The sequence below is a fragment of the Daeguia caeni genome (assembly GCF_042653845.1).
In the GTDB taxonomy this organism is placed as follows: domain Bacteria; phylum Pseudomonadota; class Alphaproteobacteria; order Rhizobiales; family Rhizobiaceae; genus Brucella; species Brucella caeni.
On sequence record NZ_JBHSEL010000044.1, the window covers coordinates 15,610 to 33,307 of the forward strand.

The window sequence follows — 17,698 nt, forward strand, 5'->3', positions numbered from 1 at the left end:
GCCCCTGTTTATGTCAATCTGCCATAATTGACCATATGATAAAAAATTTGACCTTCTGTGAAAATCTGTCATCCTGTATGCAACCGGGCATGAAGCAACGCAAGATTGCATCCCGGAAAACGGTAAGGAATGCGCAAAGGGAACCCGCATTCCTGATTAGCAAAATGGGAGATGCGATCCATGGAACCTTCCACGAAGGGATCAGCAGGCAATTCATCCATTGATGCAAATGCTCACGCTCGTGAGCCGGATATTCGCGGCGGACGGCTTGCCGCCGATGCCTATCAGCATGTGTTTGATGACCTGCATCCACCACTGAGCCCGCATGAAGCATTGGTCGAATCCGACCGCTGCTATTTCTGTCATGATGCGCCCTGCATGAATGCCTGCCCGACGGGCATCGATATTCCGATGTTTATCCGGCAGATCAATACCGGCAATCCGAAGGGCGCGGCAAAGACAATCCTAAGCGAAAACATTCTCGGCGGCATGTGCGCGCGCGTCTGCCCGACGGAGACCTTGTGCGAGGAAGTCTGCGTGCGTCAGGTCGCCGAAGGAAAACCGGTCAAGATCGGCCATTTGCAGCGTTATGCCACCGATATTCTGATGGTGGAAGGCAAGCATCCGTTCCGGCGCGCGGCTCCGACCGGCAAACATATCGCCATTGTGGGGGCAGGCCCGGCCGGTCTTTCCGCCGCCCATCGCCTTGCAACCTACGGCCATCAGGTGACGATCTTTGAAGCGCGCCCCAAGGGCGGCGGCCTCAATGAATATGGCATTGCGACCTACAAGGCCGTAAACAATTTCGCCCAGCGCGAGCTTGAATTCGTGCTGCAGATTGGCGGCATCAATATCGAATACAATCAGCGGCTTGGTCAGGATATTTCCATCGAGACACTGAAGAGCGGCTATGATGCCGTCTTTCTGGCCATGGGGTTGCCGGGCGTCAACAATCTCGGCCTTGCCGGCGAGGATGCGCCCAATGTGATCGACGCAGTCGATTACATTGCCAATCTGCGTCAGGCAAAGGATCTCAGCTCGCTTCCGGTCGGTCGCGACATTGTGGTGATCGGCGGCGGCATGACGGCGATTGACGTTGCCATCCAGACCAAGAAGCTTGGTGCGGAGAATGTCACCATCGTCTATCGCCGTGACCGGGAACACATGAATGCCAGTGCTTATGAACAGGAACTGGCACAGATCCAGGGCGTGGTCATCCGCCATTCCCTGCAGCCTCATGCACTGGAACGCAATGCGGATGGTATGGTGCGCGCCATCACCTTTGAATATACCACCGTCAGGGACGGCAGGCTTTGCGGCACCGGCGAATATCTGACACTTAAGGCCGACCAGATCTTCAAGGCAATCGGCCAGAAATTTGAACCCGATCCGCTGCGCGGCTCCGGCATTGGCATGGCGGGCGGACGCATCAGCGTGGATGCAGAACGGCGCACGTCAGTTCCCGGCATCTGGGCGGGCGGTGACTGTGTGGCCGGCGGTCAGGATCTGACCGTTGCCTCGGTCGAGGACGGCAAGATTGCCGCCGAATCCATCCATGCCACCTTGATGAAACAGCCTTATGCCGTCGAAGGCTTTGCGGATACGGTACTGTCCGGCGCCACGCCGGCTGGCCGCGATTTCAGCGTGCCTTTGGACGTACACCTTACCGGCGGTCAGATTTGAGGGGGATCAGACATGGCCAATCTTGCAACGAATTTTCTCGGTATCAAATCGCCCAACCCGTTCTGGCTTGCCTCAGCACCACCAACCGACAAGGCCTATAATGTCGAGCGTGCTTTCAAGGCAGGCTGGGGCGGCGTGGTCTGGAAAACGCTGGGGGCGGAAGGCCCGCCGGTGGTCAATGTCAACGGCCCGCGCTATGGCGCCATTCATGGCGCTGACCGCAGACTCCTTGGCCTCAACAATATCGAGCTCATCACCGACCGTCCGCTGGAAGTGAACCTGCGGGAAATGAAGGAAGTGAAGATGCGCTGGCCAGATCGGGCGCTGATTGCTTCCATCATGGTGCCGTGTGAGGAAGAGGCATGGAAGACTATCCTGCCGCGGGTTGAGGAAACGGGTGCAGATGGCATTGAGCTCAACTTCGGTTGTCCGCATGGCATGAGCGAGCGCGGCATGGGCGCTGCGGTCGGTCAGGTGCCGGAATATGTCGCCATGGTCGTCAAATGGTGCAAGCAATATAGCCGCATGCCGGTGATCACCAAGCTGACGCCGAACATCACCGATATTCGCAAGCCAGCACGCGCCGCCTTTGCCAGTGGGTCGGATGCCGTGTCGCTGATCAATACGATCAATTCGATCATCGGGGTCGATCTTGATCACATGGCGCCCGTGCCCTCGATTGACGGACATGGCAGCCATGGCGGCTATTGCGGCCCGGCCGTAAAACCCATTGCACTCAACATGGTGGCGGAAATTGCCCGTGATCCGGAGACGGCAGGCAAGCCGATTTCCGGCATTGGCGGCATCACCACATGGCGCGACGCGGCCGAATATATCGCGCTTGGCTGCGGTACGGTTCAGGTCTGCACCGCCGCTATGACCTATGGCTTCAAAATCGTGCAGGACATGATCGACGGGCTGTCAGACTGGATGGATGCGCATGGCTATAAAAGCATTGATGATTTCCGCGGTCTGGCTGTGCCAAAGGTCACGGACTGGCAGTATCTCAACCTCAACTATGTGACCAAGGCGCGGATCAATCAGGATCTGTGCATCAAATGCGGCCGCTGCCACATTGCCTGTGAGGATACATCGCATCAGGCAATTACCAGCATGCTCAATGGCGAACGCCATTTCGAAGTGATCGACGAGGAATGCGTTGGCTGCAATCTGTGCGTTAATGTCTGCCCGGTCGAAAACTGCATAACCATGGAGCAGATTGCCGGCATTGATCCACGCACCAAGGCGCCAATTTCGCCGGAATATGCAAATTGGACAACCCATCCCAACAATCCAATGGCCGTGCGGGAAGCGGCCGAATGACAAACGAAAAGCGCCGGGCAAAACCCGGCGCTTTTCCTCTAATAATCATTGGCAAAACGTGCCTGAATGCTCTGCGACAAACGTGCAACCGGGCGTTCGGTGTTGCCCGGCGGATTCCAGCGCAATTCCTCGATCTCACTTGAGGCTACCGGTATCTGGTCGTCGCGTAATTTGAGATGAAAGAGATCAGCTTCCACCGTGGCACCTGCCTCATTGGCGGCAGGGGCAGAGATGCGTCCGGCATAATGAAGCTGTCCGGCATCAATGTGAATGCCGAGTTCCTCTTCAATCTCGCGAATGAGACAGGTCTTCGCGTCCTCACCCGCATCGATCTTGCCACCCGGTTGGATGAAAAACGTGCTGCCGTGTTTGCGCGTCAGCAAAAAGCGCCCCTCATCATCGCGGATGATCGCCGCGGCAATCCGTATCAGTGTCATTTCAGTCTCTCGTCAGTCTCTCGGGCGGATGCCATCCAGCACGATGGCGCAGATCGCATCCACTGTCTTGTCGTAAAAATCAGGCTCTTCCACCCGATTGCCCAGAATGGCGGCAACCTGCACCGCAAAGTCCGAATAATGCTGTGTCACGGCCCAGATGGTGAAAATCAGATGATAGGGATCAACCGGCGCCAGACGCTTTTCAGCGATCCAGCGGTGAATGACGGCTGCCTTTTCATCAACCAGTTGCCTGAGATGGCCCTTGAGAAAATCGGAAATGGCCGGCGCGCCATGCAGGATCTCATTGGCAAACAGCCGTGACGCCGCCGGACGTCTGGCCGACATTTCCAGCTTCAGCGTGATATAGCGCCTAAGTTCCAGCAAGGGGTCGCCTTCGGGGTCAATCAGTTCAAACGGTTCCAGCCAGCTTGCCAGCGTATCCTCAAGCACCGTCACATAGATATTCTGCTTGCGCGGGAAATAATAAAGCAGATTTGGCTTGGACATGCCGGCCTTTTCCGCGATCTGATCGATGGTCGAGCCGCGAAAGCCATAGGTCGAAAACACATCCAGCGCCGCATCCAGAATGAGCTTGCGGTTGATGCCCTGAATGCGCGTTGCCCCTTCCGTCTTTTCCCCCGTTGCCGTCTCAGGCACTGCTTCCGCGCGGGCAGCAGCATCGCCGCGCTTGCGGCGGGCACGGGGTTTTACAGGGGCTGTGGCCATTTGACACCTTTCGATAGCGTAGAATTCTTCAAAAGCGCTTGACCGTTCTGTTGCGCTCTTCTAGCCTGCATTTTGACCAAGTAGTCAAGTTTTTGCTGAAGAAGCAAGAATATTGTGGCCGCAGAGCCAGGTCATGGGAACATATATTGTAGCCAAACGATGCGCCATGCAAAATCATGGACGCTGTTTCAAGGCTACACAAAGAGGAGATTGACCGCATGGTGCTTACCAGCAATCTCAGAATCAATGGCGATCGCCTATGGGACAGCCTGATGGACATGGCAAAGATCGGCCCGGGCGTTCGCGGTGGCAATAACCGCCAGACCCTGACTGATGAGGATGGGGAGGGGCGCAGACTTTTCCAGTCATGGTGCGAAAAGGCCGGGATGACCATGGCCGTCGACACGATGGGCAACATGTTCTTCACCCGTCCCGGTGAAGATCCGGATGCTGACCCGGTCTATATGGGCAGCCATCTCGACACCCAGCCGACAGGCGGAAAATTTGACGGTGTGTTGGGGGTTCTTGGTGCGCTGGAAGTCGTGCGCAGCCTCAATGACATGAACATCAAGACCAGACGCCCGATCGTCGTCGTCAACTGGACGAATGAGGAAGGCACACGCTTTGCCCCAGCCATGCTGGCTTCCGGCGTGTTTGCCGGCGTGCATGATCAGGACTGGGCCTATGAGCGCACCGACGCCCATGGCAAGAAATTTGGTGATGAGCTGAAGCGCATTGGCTGGCTGGGCGACGAGCCGGTCGGCAAGCGCAAGATCCACGCCATGTTCGAGCTGCACATCGAACAGGGGCCAATCCTTGAGGCGGAAAACAAGGATATTGGCGTTGTCACCCATGGCCAGGGCCTGTGGTGGCTGCAGGTGACACTCACCGGCAAGGAAGCCCATACCGGCTCAACGCCGATGAAAATGCGCAAGAATGCCAGCCTTGGTCTGGGTAAAATGCTGCAGCTCGTCAATGAGATTGCCATGGCGCATCAGCCGGATGCGGTTGGCGGCGTCGGCCATATCGAGGTCTCGCCCAATTCGCGCAATGTGCTGCCGGGACAGATCGTGTTTACCGTTGATTTTCGCTCGCCGGACAAGCAGGTGCTCGACGGCATGAAGGCGCGCTTTGAACAGGAAGCGCAGAAAATCGCCGAAGAGCTTGGCCTTGGCATCAAGATTGAAGAGGCGGGCCACTTTGATCCCGTCACCTTTGACGAAGGCTGCGTGACAGCCATTCGCAATGCCGCCGAGCGGCTTGGCTACAGCCATCGCAACATCGTGTCGGGGGCCGGCCATGATGCCTGCTGGATCAACCGGGTTGCCCCCACCGCCATGGTGATGTGCCCCTGTGTTGATGGGCTGAGCCACAATGAGGATGAAGAAATATCAAAGGAATGGGCGTCGGCTGGTGCTGACGTTTTATTGCATGCCGTATTGGAGACTGCTGAAATTGTAAGCTAAGTACAGGCACATCCATACGGCCATTCTGTTCGCAACAATACCACAAAAGGGGAACGAACAATGGCAGCTATAGGGACTGTGACAGGCGCTGGAAAAGGCAAGACCAAGGTCATCAAAGGCGGCACGGTGATTACTGCCGACCGCACCTATAAAGCCGACGTTCTGATCGAAGGCGAGAAGATCGTGGCCATTGGCGATGATCTGACCGGCGATGAAACCATCGACGCAACGGGCTGCTACATCATGCCCGGCGGCATTGATCCGCATACGCACTTGCAAATGCCCTTCATGGGCACCTATTCCTCGGACGATTTTGACACCGGAACCGCCGCGGCACTTGCCGGCGGCACGACCATGGTGGTCGATTTCGTTTTGCCGGATTCAGAAGGCAATCTGCTTGAGGCATTGCAGGAATGGTTCCAGAAGGCCGGCAAGGCGCGCACGGATTATTCCTTCCACATGGCCATTACCGGTTGGAACGAGCGCACCTTCAACGAAATGGCCGAGGTGGTGAAGCGCGGCATCAATACGTTCAAGCATTTCATGGCCTATAAGGGCGCATTGATGGTCAATGATGATGAAATGTTTGCCTCCTTCCAGCGCTGTGCCGAGCTTGGTGCCATGCCGCTGGTTCATGCCGAAAATGGCGACATTGTCGCGCAATTGCAGGCAAAGCTCATGGCAGAAGGCAATAACGGGCCGGAAGCGCATGCCTATTCGCGCCCGCCGGAAGTGGAAGGCGAGGCAACCAATCGCGCCATCATGATCGCCGATCAGGCAGGCGTACCGCTTTATGTCGTGCATGTCTCCTGCGAGCAGAGCCATGAGGCCATCCGCCGGGCGCGCCAGAAAGGCATGCGCGTCTTTGGCGAGCCGCTGATCCAGCACCTGACCCTGGATGAATCGGAATATCATCACCGGGACTGGGACTATGCGGCGCGCCGCGTCATGTCGCCGCCTTTCCGCGACAAGAGCCATCAGGACAGCCTCTGGGCCGGTCTTGCGGCTGGCTCCCTGCAGGTGGTTGCCACCGACCATTGCGCCTTTACCACCGAACAAAAGCGCTATGGCATTGGCAATTTCACCAAGATTCCAAACGGCACCGGCGGGCTTGAAGAACGCATGCCGGTTCTGTGGACGCGTGGTGTGCGCACGGGTCGTCTGACGCCGAATGAATTCGTCGCCGTGACCTCGACCAATATTGCCAAGATCCTCAACATCTATCCGCAGAAGGGTGCGGTGCTGGTGGGGTCGGATGCTGATCTGGTCATCTGGGATCCGGAGGCAACCAGGACAGTCTCGGCCAAGACGCAGCATTCGGCCATCGATTACAATGTGTTCGAGGGCTTTGAGCTGAAGGGGCTGCCGGTCATCACTCTCTCGCGCGGCCGCATTGCCTATGAAAAAGGCCATGTGACGGCCATGCCCGGCGACGGCCGCTTCATTGAGCGCGAAGCAAATGGTGCGGTCAACCGCGCCCTGTCGCAATGGAAGGAAATCGTTGCACCGCGCAAGGTGGAACGCAGCGAAGAACACATGCCGATTGGGGTTTGAGCAATGAGCATGGCCAAGCTTCGGGAAGCGCCGGCGGCCTGTGACAACATGGCTGCCGAGCCCGACAGCGCGCAAAAGCAGACCGTCATCGACATCAATGACCTGTCACTGGTGTTTGAAACCAATGACGGGCCGGTGCAAGCGCTGTCCAACATCAATCTCACCGTTGAACGCGGTGAGTTTGTGTCCTTCATCGGCCCGTCCGGCTGCGGCAAGACCACGCTGATGCGCGTGGTGGCGGATCTGGAACAGCCAACCAGCGGCACGGTCAGTGTCAACGGCAAGACGCCGCAACAGGCACGGCTTGACCGCTCTTATGGCTATGTGTTTCAGGCGGCTGCCCTTTTTCCATGGCGCACGATCGAGGACAATGTCGGTCTGCCGCTTGAAATCATGGGGCTTTCCAAGGCCGAGCGGCAGACGCGCATTGCCAAGAATCTTGCGCTGGTAAACCTCACGGGCTTTGAAAAGAAATTTCCATGGCAATTGTCGGGCGGCATGCAGCAACGTGCCTCGATTGCGCGGGCTCTGTCCTTTGATCCTGACATGCTGTTGATGGACGAGCCCTTTGGCGCCCTCGATGAAATTGTGCGCGACCACCTGAACGAGCAGCTTCTGAAACTGTGGGCGGCGACGAAAAAGACCGTCATTTTCGTCACCCACTCGATTCCGGAAGCGGTGTTTCTGTCAACCAGGATCGTGGTGATGAGTCCGCGTCCGGGCCGCATTCATGAAATCATCGATTGCGACCTTGGCCCGGACCGGCCACTGGAAATCCGCGAAACGGAGGCGTTCTTAAAGATCGCGCACCGTGTCCGCGAAGGCTTGCGTCTGGGGCATGTCCATGACTAACGGCTTCCTGCAGGACAAATTCATTCCAATGACAACCGTTCTGGCAGCCATCATCGTGCTCTGGTACGGGCTGGCAGTGTTTCTGAATGCGCCATTTGAACGCGATCAGGCCGAGCGGGCTGGCACGAGCATTTCCTTTTCGACAGTTGTGACCAAAACAATGGCGCAGGAACGCCCTGTCCTGCCCGCGCCGCATCAGGTGGCAGGCGAACTCTGGAAAAGCGTCTTTGACGTCAAGCCGACCTCAAAGCGCAGCCTGGTTTTCCATGGCTGGGTGACGCTTTCATCCACGCTTCTGGGTTTCGTGATGGGATCGCTGCTCGGCATTCTGCTGGCGGTCGGCATTGTCCATTCACGTACGCTGGACAAAAGCCTGATGCCATGGATCATCACATCGCAGACCATCCCGATCCTTGCCATTGCGCCGATGATCATCGTGGTGCTGAACGCGATCGGCATATCAGGCCTGCTGCCAAAGGCCGTCATTTCAACCTATCTGTCCTTCTTCCCTGTCGCAGTTGGCATGGTGAAGGGGCTCAGGTCACCCGATGTCATGCATCTTGATCTGATGCGCACCTATAATGCCTCGCCGTCGCAAGTGTTCTGGAAATTGCGCTGGCCAGCTGCCATGCCCTATCTCTTCACCTCGATGCAGGTGGCGGTTGCGATCAGCCTGGTCGGCGCGATTGTCGGCGAATTGCCAACCGGCGCGGTTGCTGGCCTTGGTGCGCGCCTTCTTGCCGGTTCCTATTACGGGCAGACCGTGCAGATCTGGGCGGCGCTTTTTGCTGCCGCCATCATGGCGACCGTACTGGTGGCGCTGATCGGCATCCTGTCCAGAATCGTCAACCGGCGCATGGGGGCAAGACCGGAGAGGACTGTGGCATGATCATCAAGCTCCTTGCACTGATTGCCCTGCTTGCCATTTCATGGATCATTGTTGGCTGGGTGGCCGGCCTGAAGGCGCGCAGCAAACGCGAGCAGAAACTGCTCAACATTGCTGTGCCCACCCTGTTCGGCATTGCCATGCTGATCTTCTGGGAAATGACCGTCCGCCTGCTTGAAGTCCCGTCGGTGCTGTTGCCTGCCCCGTCCGTGATCTGGGCGAAGATTACCTCCTCGCTGCCGATCCTCTGGGCGGATTTCCGCCAGACATTCCTGAAGGCGGTGATCTTCGGCTATGTCGCAGGCTGCGGACTCGGCTTCATTACGGCCATCATTGCCGATCGCGTGCCATTCTTACGCAAGGGGCTTTTGCCGCTTGGCAATCTTGCCGCAGCCTTGCCGATTGTCGGTGTGGCGCCGATCATGGTGATGTGGTTTGGCTTTGACTGGGAATCCAAGGCCGCCGTCGTCATCATCATGACCTTCTTCCCCATGCTGGTGAACACGGTGGCAGGCCTTGCCAGCACAGGTGCGATGGAACGTGACCTGATGGAGACCTATGGCGCCAATTACTGGCAAACGCTGATTAAACTGCGTCTGCCTGCCGCCATGCCCTTCATTTTCAACGCACTGAAAATCAACTCGACACTGGCGTTGATTGGCGCGATCGTGGCCGAATTTTTCGGCACGCCCATTGTGGGCATGGGGTTCCGCATATCTGCCGAAATCGGACGCATGAATGTCGACATGGTCTGGGCGGAAATCTTCGTCGCAGCCCTTGCCGGCTCATTGTCCTATGGGCTGGTGGCGCTGATCGAGCGCCGGCTCACTTTCTGGCATCCATCATATCGGGGAGGATAACAGCTTTTCCGGCATCCGTCAGCATAAGGCGGAGCCTGTCAACCAGAGGAGAACAGAAATGAAAAAGTCATTGCATGTAGCTGGACTTACCCTGTCACTTCTGTCAGGCGCGCTGATGGCAGGAACAGCCATGGCCGCAGACAAGCTGACATTGCAGCTCAAATGGGTCACGCAGGGCCAGTTTGCCGGCTATTATGTTGCCAAGGACAAGGGCTTTTATGAAGAAGAAGGGCTTGATGTGGAAATCAAGCCGGGTGGGCCGGATATTGCCCCGCCACAGGTCATTGCCGGTGGCGGCGCTGATGTGGTGGTGGACTGGATGCCATCGGCATTGGCCACGCGCGAAAAGGGTGTGCCGCTCGTCAATATTGCCCAGCCTTTCGAAAAATCCGGCATGATGCTGACCTGTCGCAAGGATACGGGCATCACCAAGCCGGAAGATTTCAAGGGGCGCACACTCGGCGTCTGGTTTGGCGGCAACGAATATCCGTTCCTGTCGTGGATGAACCATCTCAAAATCCCCACGACCGGCGGCCCGGACGGCGTGACAGTGCTCAAACAGGGCTTCAATGTCGATCCATTGATCCAGAAACAGGCCGATTGCATTTCCACCATGACCTATAACGAATATTGGCAGGTGATCGATGCCGGTATTCCGGCCGACCAGCTTGTGGTCTTCCCTTATGAGGATCAGGGCGTGGCAACGCTGGAAGACGGGCTTTATGTGCTGGAAAAGAACCTTGAAGACCCGGCCATGGTGGACAAGCTTGCCCGTTTCGTCCGCGCCTCAATGAAGGGCTGGAAATATGCGGCGGAAAATCCGGGTGAGGCTGCGGAAATCGTGCTTGAGAACGATGCTTCCGGCGCCCAGACCAAGGAAGTTCAGGAGCGCATGATCAAGGAAATCGTCAAGCTGCTTGGCAATTCCGATGGCACGCTGGATGTGGCTGCGGCAGAGCGCACCGTAGAAACACTTCTCGGCGGCGGCTCTGATCCGGTCATCACCAAGAAGCCGGAAGGGGCCTGGACGTCCAAGGTCACCGACGCGGCAAAGGCCAAGCAATAGGCTGACAAGCCTTGCGCATGAAATGCGCAGATGAAACAGGGCGCTTCCGGCAAAGCGGAAGCGCCCTGAACTGTTTCAAACAGGCGAAGCTCTCAGATTCCTGCCTTTTGATTTCTCGTAGCCGATTCCAGTTCGCGCTTCAGGCGCGCTTCCTCTTCCGCCTTTGGCCTGGTGAAGCGGCCAAGCAGGAGATAGGCAACCGGCGTCACGAACAGGGTTGCAATCGTGGCAAGGCCAAGGCCACCAACAATCACCCAGCCAAGCGCGATGCGCGCCTCTGCACCGGCACCCGTGGCCAGCACCAGTGGCACGCCGCCAAGAATGGCGCAGATCATGGTCATGCAGACCGGACGCAGGCGGATATTGGCCGCCTCTTCAATCGCCTCACGCACATCCAGCCCCTTGTCTCGCAACTGATCAGCAAATTCGACAATCAGAATGCCGTTCTTGGCCATGATGCCGACCAGCAGCACCAGCCCGATCTCGCTATAGACATTGAGGCTCGTGCCGGTCAGAAGCATGGCGACAACCGCACAGCCAAGGCCGAGCGGAACCGTTGCCATGACGATCAGGGCGCTGACAAAACTTTCAAACTGTGCCGCCAGAACCAGCAAAATGATGATGATGGCAAAGCCGAACACCAGCACGAGGCCGCTTGATGTGTCGCTCAGCGTTGCCGCTTCTGCGAGCGGAATGATGTGGCTTCCCGGCGGAAGCAATGGCGCTGCAATTTCCTGCACCGCGGCATAGGCATTGCCAAGCGCAAAGTCCGGTTTCAGGCCGGTGGTGATTGCCACCGAACGCTGGCGCGATTCGCGATTGAGCTGCGGCGGCACGGCCTTTTCCACCACGCTGGCAATGGATGACATCGGCACATAGCGGCCATCGGATGTCTTGAGGAAGATGTTTTCCAGATCCGTCGGGTCATTGATCGGATTGGTGGACGAGACAAATTTCACATCGAAACTGCGGTCGCCGACATAGACAGAGCCTATCTTGCGGCCATCGAGAACCGACTGAACCGCATTGGCAAGCCCCGTAATGTCAATCCCCAGATCGGATGCGCGCACGCGATCAATCTCGACGGCAAGCTGCGGCTGGGTCGCATCAACCGACAGGCGTGGCTGGACAAAGCGCGGATCCTTTTCCAGTGCTGCAACCACGGCCTGTGCTGCCGGTTGCAGCTTTGAATATTCGCTGCCGACAATGGCAAATTGCAGGCCACTGCCAGCGCCACGAATGCCCAGACTGTTCGGCTGGCCGGGGAAAATGCGTACGCCGGTAATGTCCTTGATGCGCTCGGTCACGTCCGCCACGATTTCCTGCTGCGAACGCTTGCGCTCATTCCATGGCGCAAGGGTGAGGATCATGAAACCATTGCTGGATGAGCCCATCGCGCCCGAAATCGCCAGTGTGGTTGCGATTTCACCACTTTCGCGCAGCGGTTCCACCGCGCGTTCGATCGCTTCCAGTTGCGACTGCATGAATTCAACGCTGACGCCCTGCGGGCCGGTAATGCGCAGTGGAATCGAAGCACGATCTTCCATTGGCGTCAGTTCCTGGCGGATGGTGCCAAAGCCGACATAGGCAAAGCCTGCAAAAAGAACAGAAACCAGCACCACGACATAAGGAGCGGCCAGACAGGCATGCAGCAATCTGCGATAGGTGGCACTCAGCGCCCCGCCAAAACGGCGCATGAACCGCGGTCCGTGGCTTTCTTCCTGCACGCCATTGGCTTCCTTCAGGAAACGGGAAGCCAACATCGGGCAGAGCGTCAGCGCCACGACCGATGACAGGAGAATGGAAATCGCCAGCACGAAGCCGAATTCACGGAATAGGCCACCTGCCTGCCCCGGCAGGAAGGAAATCGGCACGAAGACGGCAACAAGCGTCAGCGTGGTAGCAATAACGGCAAAGAACACTTCCTGCGTGCCAAGCACGGCCGCTGCACGCGGCCCCATGCCCTGATTGCGCCGGCGCACGATATTCTCCAGCACCACGATCGCATCATCCACGACAAGGCCGGTAGCAAGAACCAGCGCCAGAAGGGTCAGGATATTGACCGAAAAGCCGACGAGATAGATCGCAGCAATCGTGCCGATCAGCGCTACGGGAATGGAGAGTGCCGGAATAAGGGTTGCGCGCGCATCCCACAGGAACAGATAGATGATCAGTACAACGATCAGCACCGAGGCAATGAGCGCAATCTCCACCTCGTGGATGGCGCCATTGATGAAGCTTGCATCATCACTGGTGACCGTAATGCTGACCCCTTCCGGCAAGGTTGCCTGAAGGTTTTTGATCGCGGCGCGAATGCCGGTGGAAATATCCAGCGTATTGGACTGTGCCTGACGCACAATGCCAAGACCAATCGCATTCCTGGAATTGGCACGGACGGTTGAGCTTTCAATATCCGGCCCCAGCGTGACAGTCGCAACATCGGCAATGCGTGTATGGCCCTTGATGAAGACGGCCTCGAATGCCTCCGGCGTTTCGAGGGGCGCGCTTGCGCGCACCACGATTGACTGATCGGCACTGCGCAACGAACCGGCCGGCGCATCAAGCCCCATGGAGGACAAGGCATTGGCAATATCGGCAATGGTCAGACCATAGCTTGCAAGCCGCGCCTGATCGATATCGATGCGGAAAATCTTGTCGCGATCACCATTGATCTGCACATCGGCCACGCCTGGAACCGCTGCCAGCACATCCTGAATATGGTCTTCAACCAGAACAGTCATGTCATCAACCGACATCGTATCGGAAGTGACGGACAAACGCATGACCGGATCAGCATTGGCATCCGCCTTGACGATACGGGACGGGTCTGCCTCATCGGGCAGATTATTGGTAACACGCGAAATCGCATCGCGCATATCGGCGGCAGCGACATTGAGATCAACACCGTCATTGAACTCAACCGTCACACGGCTACGCCCAAAGGACGAGGTGGAGGAAATGGATTTGACGCCGGAAACGCGCGCAACCGCATTTTCCAGCACCTGAGTCACCTGACGGTCTATCGTTTCAGCGGAAGCGCCCTTGAAATCGGTGCTGATGGTGATGATCGGCCGGTCAACATCCGGCAGTTCGCGCACGTCAACGCCGGTGACGGCGGCAAGGCCTGCCACCATGATCAGCACATTGATGACAAAGGCAAAGACCGGACGGCGAATGAACAGGGCAATTGCGCCGCCATTGTCACCGGGAGAGGATGATTTCGTGCTCACCGGGCCATCCTCATTCTGCCTGTTCACCGGACTTTGGCGCGTCCTTGGCGACGCTGTCCCTGTTCTTGATCTGCACCGGCGCGCCATCTCGCACTGTCTGCACGCCCTCGGTGACGATCAGGTCACCAGGCTTGATCGGTGCATCGATGAGAACGCTGTCGGCATTGCGCTGCACAATGCGCACCATGACCTTTTGCGCCTTGTCACCTTCAATGCGCCAGATATAGGCGCCATCCGCCCCCCACTGAACCGCCAATGGATTGACCGAAGGATAGCGGTCGCCGGGGAAAAGCAAAGTGACCGAAAAGGACATGCCCGCGCGCAGCTGATCATCCGTATTCGGCACTTCCGCGCGCACATGCAGCGTGCGGCTTGCCTCATCAAGCATATTGTCGACGGCATTGATCTGGCCGTCATGGATCGTGCCGGGGAAGGCGGTTGATTCTGCCGTCAGCGGCTGTCCAACCCTGATCTGCGGGGCAAAGCGCTCCGGCACCCATATATCGATCAGCACCTTGCTGCGGTCATCAATACGGGCAATCGGCGTTTGTGCCGTGACATAATTGCCGACATTGACCGGAAGAATGCCGACAATGCCGGAGATCGGCGCACGCAATGTACGCCGTTTCAAGGCAAGTTCAGCATCCTGCAGTGCAAGCCTTGCATTGGCGACGGCAAGTTCTGCCGCAACCGACTGCACTTCGGTCGCCGTATTGGTTGCGCGCAGCTTTTCAATGCGCTGGCGCGCCATTTCCGCATCTTTCAGGGCAACCTTTGCCTTTTCGACGGCAATCGTCTCGGTTTCGGAATCCAGTTCAGCAATCGGATCGTCTTCCCTGACCTCATCGCCGGCCTTTACATAAAGCCTGGTCAGATAACCGCTGGAATAGGGTGTTACCGAAACCGTGCTCTGGGCACTGGCCGAACCAATAGCGGTCAGGCGGTTATTGATCGTCTGTTCCTGGGCAGGTTCGACAACAACAAGCGGAGCGGAGCGCGCAGACGACCCGCTGCGTGGAGCGCCATTTGCAGCAGGCGCCTGTTCGGCCACCATCGTCTGTTTGCTCTTATAGACATACCACCCGCCCGCGGCCACGCCGATGATCAGCAGGCTGAGAACGATCTGCTTCCAGGATTTCATGCAATTCTCCGGGCTTGGCACGATCAGACGACAGGCGTCGTGGCTGCGAACCACAGACCTGTCAATCAGAGACAGTGCCAGACAATCAGACCGAAAAGGATCCGGCAAATTACACCCGCCCCTCTTCAGATCCGCCTCTGTCAATATGCCATTGGTTTAGCCCTGGTCGAATTAAATTTCTGTAAGTTTTGCTGAAACCGGGGGCATGCAATGGCCCGCAATATCATTGTTCCGTCTGGTTTTGACCAACACGCCGCCATATGACAGATTGATAGCGAGAATTCCGACCTGTTTGAAATGGAATGAGAAAGTTGGGGAGCTTTCTCGATTTGGGACCATTCCATGGCTTCTGTTGATAAAGCGACAATAAGAACAGACGATCCTGAGGGTAAAAATACCCTTGGCGATACGGTCAGCCCAACTGCTGCGGAACATTTTGCCCGTTTGCGCTGGCACAACCGCCTGTCCAACAAGTTCCTGTTGCTGACCATGCTTGCGGTTATGATCGCGGAGGTGCTGATTTTCGTGCCCTTCGTTGCCAATATGCGCCTGCGCTGGCTGGGAACACAGCTGGGCGAAGCAAGCGCAATCTCCGAAGTGCTGCTGACCGACCACATATCGGACATTCCGAGCGAGCTGCAGAACAAGATCCTTTCCGTTACCGGCACCAAGGCCGTGGCGCTGCATGGCGCTGGGGCATCGCGCATGATCGCCATGTCTGACCTGCCCGATCAGATCGATGAGGTGGTCGATCTTGACCATGTCAGTGAAACCCACGCCATTGTCGATGCAATCCGCACATTGTTTGATAGCAAAGAAAGAACATTGCGAATCACCGGCAAGGTACCCACGGCCGATATGCCGGACCGCAGGATCGAGATTGTCATGTCCAATACGACCCTGCGTGCGGCAATGCTGCGATTTGCCCACAATGTGCTGATCCACTCGCTCATTATTTCCATCATCGCTGCGTCGCTGATCTATATGATCATTCATGTCATGCTGTTGCGGCCCGTGCGTCTGCTGCACCGTAGCATGATCGAATTTGCCGCCGCACCCGACAATCCGGCACGCATTCTCGTGCCGGAAAACCGCAAAGACGAATTTGGCATTGCCCAGCAGCAGATTTCCCATATCCAGAGTGACCTGCAACAGACGCTGAAAGAACAGAAACGTCTGGCCGATCTTGGTCTTGCCGTATCCAAGATCAACCACGACATGCGCAATATCCTGGCCTCCGCCCAGCTCATATCGGACAGACTGGCAGATATTGATGATCCGCTGGTACAGCGATTCGCACCAAAACTCATTCGCACCTTGCGCCGCGCCATCAACTATTCGGAAAGCGTGCTGGCCTATGGCCGTTCGCAGGAACCACCGCCCAAACCGCAACGCATCCTGCTGCACCCTGTCGTGGAGGATGTGCGCAATTCACTGCCGCTTTCCTCCGCAACCGAAATCTGTTTCGTGAACCGGGTGCCTGAAAATCTGGAAGTTTATGCCGACAGCGAACAGCTATTCCGTGTGCTGACCAATCTGTGCCGCAATTCGGTTCAGGCCATGACGCACGCAGCAGACACGATTGATGAAAAGATCCTGACCATTACCGCCGGCAAGATTGATTCGACCACCATCATCGGCGTCGAGGATACCGGCCCCGGCCTGCCGCCCAAGGCGCGCGAACATCTGTTTGCCGCCTTCAAGGGATCAACCAGCAACGAGGGCACGGGGCTTGGCCTTGCCATTGCGCAGGAACTGATTGTTGCACATGGCGGCACGATCGAACTGCGGGATGATCGTGCAGTCGGCGCACATTTCGAGATTCGCCTGCCCGACGAGCCAACGCGCCGTTAGCAGCGCGATAACCGGTCAAAACGCGACAGCACCTGACGAAATTGTGGCGGGAGAGAGGGATGGAACGCCGGAAAATCGGATCTGTGCAAAAAAAACAGCACAGAATGTAATTTTTTATGAGAAAGACGCTTGCATTTAGGCGCGTGTCCGACTATCAACCGCCCTACGCCGTAACGAGCGGCCGACACGGCAAGCACCCGTAGCTCAGCTGGATAGAGCACCAGACTACGAATCTGGGGGTCAGAGGTTCGAATCCTTTCGGGTGCGCCACTTTTTCTCCAGAAAAAATTTTGTATTCAATATCTTGATCTTGGCCTTAGACGCAAGACGTTCTTTCCTTGCCCCCTCAATAACGCAATGAAGCCATCACGTCGTTGGGAACAGATCTTGAAGATAGTTCGATTTTGCTTCCCGACCAATAGTCAAGCAATCCGGAAATTGTGCTGATTGCCTTTCCGCGATTGTGACATGAACGCAGCTGTTTCTTCTCCAATGCATGTTGTACTCAGGACGCCCCCGAAACCTCAGTTTGGTCCTTTCCTGTCCTATATGCACAAAGGGCAGTGATTTCTTCGCTCTGAATGAGTAATTTTTAAATTATCGCCTATCCATGTTTATCT

The 17,698-nt window shown here is 56.9% G+C and carries 13 protein-coding genes and 1 tRNA gene; 10 read left to right on the forward strand and 4 right to left on the reverse strand.

The features are described from left to right. Positions 1 to 171 precede the first annotated feature (171 nt). Positions 172 to 1,683, forward strand: a complete 1,512-nt coding sequence (locus ACFO1V_RS05140) for an NAD(P)-dependent oxidoreductase (RefSeq protein WP_374830247.1) — start codon at positions 172 to 174, stop codon at positions 1,681 to 1,683. A gap of 12 nt (positions 1,684 to 1,695) precedes the next feature. Further along, the gene (gene preA, locus ACFO1V_RS05145) at positions 1,696 to 3,006 is read left to right on the forward strand and encodes an NAD-dependent dihydropyrimidine dehydrogenase subunit PreA (RefSeq protein ID WP_374830245.1); all 1,311 of its coding nucleotides are present in this window, start codon (positions 1,696 to 1,698) and stop codon (positions 3,004 to 3,006) included. 38 nt (positions 3,007 to 3,044) lie between these two features. Here preA and ACFO1V_RS05150 read toward each other — a convergent pair whose 3' ends face one another. Together ACFO1V_RS05150 and rutR are read right to left on the reverse strand one after the other, a co-directional pair. Continuing rightward, the gene (locus ACFO1V_RS05150; RefSeq protein ID WP_374830243.1) at positions 3,045 to 3,443 is read right to left on the reverse strand and encodes an NUDIX hydrolase; all 399 of its coding nucleotides are present in this window, start codon (positions 3,441 to 3,443) and stop codon (positions 3,045 to 3,047) included. A gap of 12 nt (positions 3,444 to 3,455) precedes the next feature. Continuing rightward, a complete protein-coding gene (gene rutR, locus ACFO1V_RS05155) occupies positions 3,456 to 4,169 on the reverse strand; it encodes an HTH-type transcriptional regulator RutR (RefSeq protein ID WP_374830241.1) in 714 nt (237 codons plus the stop codon). Positions 4,170 to 4,387: 218 nt separating this feature from the next. Between rutR and ACFO1V_RS05160 the strand changes: the two genes are divergently transcribed. Genes ACFO1V_RS05160 through ACFO1V_RS05185 form a run of 6 tightly spaced genes read left to right on the forward strand, consistent with a single transcriptional unit; the run spans position 4,388 to position 10,853 of the window. After that, on the forward strand, positions 4,388 to 5,635 hold the full coding sequence (locus tag ACFO1V_RS05160) for a Zn-dependent hydrolase (RefSeq protein ID WP_374830239.1): 1,248 nt from the start codon (positions 4,388 to 4,390) through the stop codon (positions 5,633 to 5,635). Positions 5,636 to 5,695: 60 nt separating this feature from the next. Continuing rightward, positions 5,696 to 7,189, forward strand: coding sequence for a dihydropyrimidinase (gene hydA / locus ACFO1V_RS05165; protein ID WP_374830237.1), 1,494 nt, complete (start codon positions 5,696 to 5,698; stop codon positions 7,187 to 7,189). A gap of 48 nt (positions 7,190 to 7,237) precedes the next feature. Continuing rightward, complete coding sequence (locus ACFO1V_RS05170) at positions 7,238 to 8,041, forward strand: ABC transporter ATP-binding protein (RefSeq protein WP_374830280.1); 804 nt, start codon at positions 7,238 to 7,240, stop codon at positions 8,039 to 8,041. After that, positions 8,034 to 8,930, forward strand: coding sequence for an ABC transporter permease (locus tag ACFO1V_RS05175; RefSeq protein ID WP_374830235.1), 897 nt, complete (start codon positions 8,034 to 8,036; stop codon positions 8,928 to 8,930). Before ACFO1V_RS05170 ends, ACFO1V_RS05175 begins: the two co-directional genes overlap by 8 nt. Next, complete coding sequence (locus ACFO1V_RS05180; protein ID WP_374830233.1) at positions 8,927 to 9,787, forward strand: ABC transporter permease; 861 nt, start codon at positions 8,927 to 8,929, stop codon at positions 9,785 to 9,787. Before ACFO1V_RS05175 ends, ACFO1V_RS05180 begins: the two co-directional genes overlap by 4 nt. A gap of 58 nt (positions 9,788 to 9,845) precedes the next feature. Beyond that, positions 9,846 to 10,853 (forward strand): ABC transporter substrate-binding protein, encoded by a 1,008-nt coding sequence (locus tag ACFO1V_RS05185; protein WP_374830231.1) that lies wholly within the window; start codon positions 9,846 to 9,848, stop codon positions 10,851 to 10,853. A 92-nt stretch (positions 10,854 to 10,945) separates the two neighbouring features. Here the strand turns inward: ACFO1V_RS05185 and ACFO1V_RS05190 are convergent, their stop codons facing one another. After that, positions 10,946 to 14,170, reverse strand: a complete 3,225-nt coding sequence (locus ACFO1V_RS05190; RefSeq protein WP_374830229.1) for an efflux RND transporter permease subunit — start codon at positions 14,168 to 14,170, stop codon at positions 10,946 to 10,948. Further along, entirely contained in the window at positions 14,094 to 15,224 is a 1,131-nt protein-coding gene (locus ACFO1V_RS05195) for an efflux RND transporter periplasmic adaptor subunit (RefSeq protein WP_374830227.1), read from the reverse strand. Before ACFO1V_RS05195 ends, ACFO1V_RS05190 begins: the two co-directional genes overlap by 77 nt. Before the next feature lie 342 nt (positions 15,225 to 15,566). Here ACFO1V_RS05195 and ACFO1V_RS05200 point away from each other — a divergent pair, with 342 nt between their 5' ends. Next, positions 15,567 to 17,078 carry a sensor histidine kinase gene (locus ACFO1V_RS05200; RefSeq protein ID WP_374830225.1) on the forward strand — a complete coding sequence of 504 codons (1,512 nt, stop codon included), beginning with the start codon at positions 15,567 to 15,569 and terminating at the stop codon, positions 17,076 to 17,078. A 193-nt stretch (positions 17,079 to 17,271) separates the two neighbouring features. Next, positions 17,272 to 17,348: transfer RNA gene (locus ACFO1V_RS05205), tRNA-Arg, on the forward strand. Positions 17,349 to 17,698: the final 350 nt, after the last annotated feature.

Excerpts from the sequence above, each read along its gene's own strand:
- ACFO1V_RS05140 (WP_374830247.1), top strand. The coding sequence starts at position 172 with ATGCGATCCATGGAACCTTCCACGAAGGGATCAGCAGGCAATTCATCC.
- preA (WP_374830245.1), top strand. The coding sequence starts at position 1,696 with ATGGCCAATCTTGCAACGAATTTTCTCGGTATCAAATCGCCCAACCCG.
- ACFO1V_RS05150 (WP_374830243.1), bottom strand. The coding sequence starts at position 3,443 with ATGACACTGATACGGATTGCCGCGGCGATCATCCGCGATGATGAGGGG.
- rutR (WP_374830241.1), bottom strand. The coding sequence starts at position 4,169 with ATGGCCACAGCCCCTGTAAAACCCCGTGCCCGCCGCAAGCGCGGCGAT.
- ACFO1V_RS05160 (WP_374830239.1), top strand. The coding sequence starts at position 4,388 with ATGGTGCTTACCAGCAATCTCAGAATCAATGGCGATCGCCTATGGGAC.
- hydA (WP_374830237.1), top strand. The coding sequence starts at position 5,696 with ATGGCAGCTATAGGGACTGTGACAGGCGCTGGAAAAGGCAAGACCAAG.
- ACFO1V_RS05170 (WP_374830280.1), top strand. The coding sequence starts at position 7,238 with ATGGCTGCCGAGCCCGACAGCGCGCAAAAGCAGACCGTCATCGACATC.
- ACFO1V_RS05175 (WP_374830235.1), top strand. The coding sequence starts at position 8,034 with ATGACTAACGGCTTCCTGCAGGACAAATTCATTCCAATGACAACCGTT.
- ACFO1V_RS05180 (WP_374830233.1), top strand. The coding sequence starts at position 8,927 with ATGATCATCAAGCTCCTTGCACTGATTGCCCTGCTTGCCATTTCATGG.
- ACFO1V_RS05185 (WP_374830231.1), top strand. The coding sequence starts at position 9,846 with ATGAAAAAGTCATTGCATGTAGCTGGACTTACCCTGTCACTTCTGTCA.
- ACFO1V_RS05190 (WP_374830229.1), bottom strand. The coding sequence starts at position 14,170 with ATGGCGCGCCGGTGCAGATCAAGAACAGGGACAGCGTCGCCAAGGACG.
- ACFO1V_RS05195 (WP_374830227.1), bottom strand. The coding sequence starts at position 15,224 with ATGAAATCCTGGAAGCAGATCGTTCTCAGCCTGCTGATCATCGGCGTG.
- ACFO1V_RS05200 (WP_374830225.1), top strand. The coding sequence starts at position 15,567 with ATGGCTTCTGTTGATAAAGCGACAATAAGAACAGACGATCCTGAGGGT.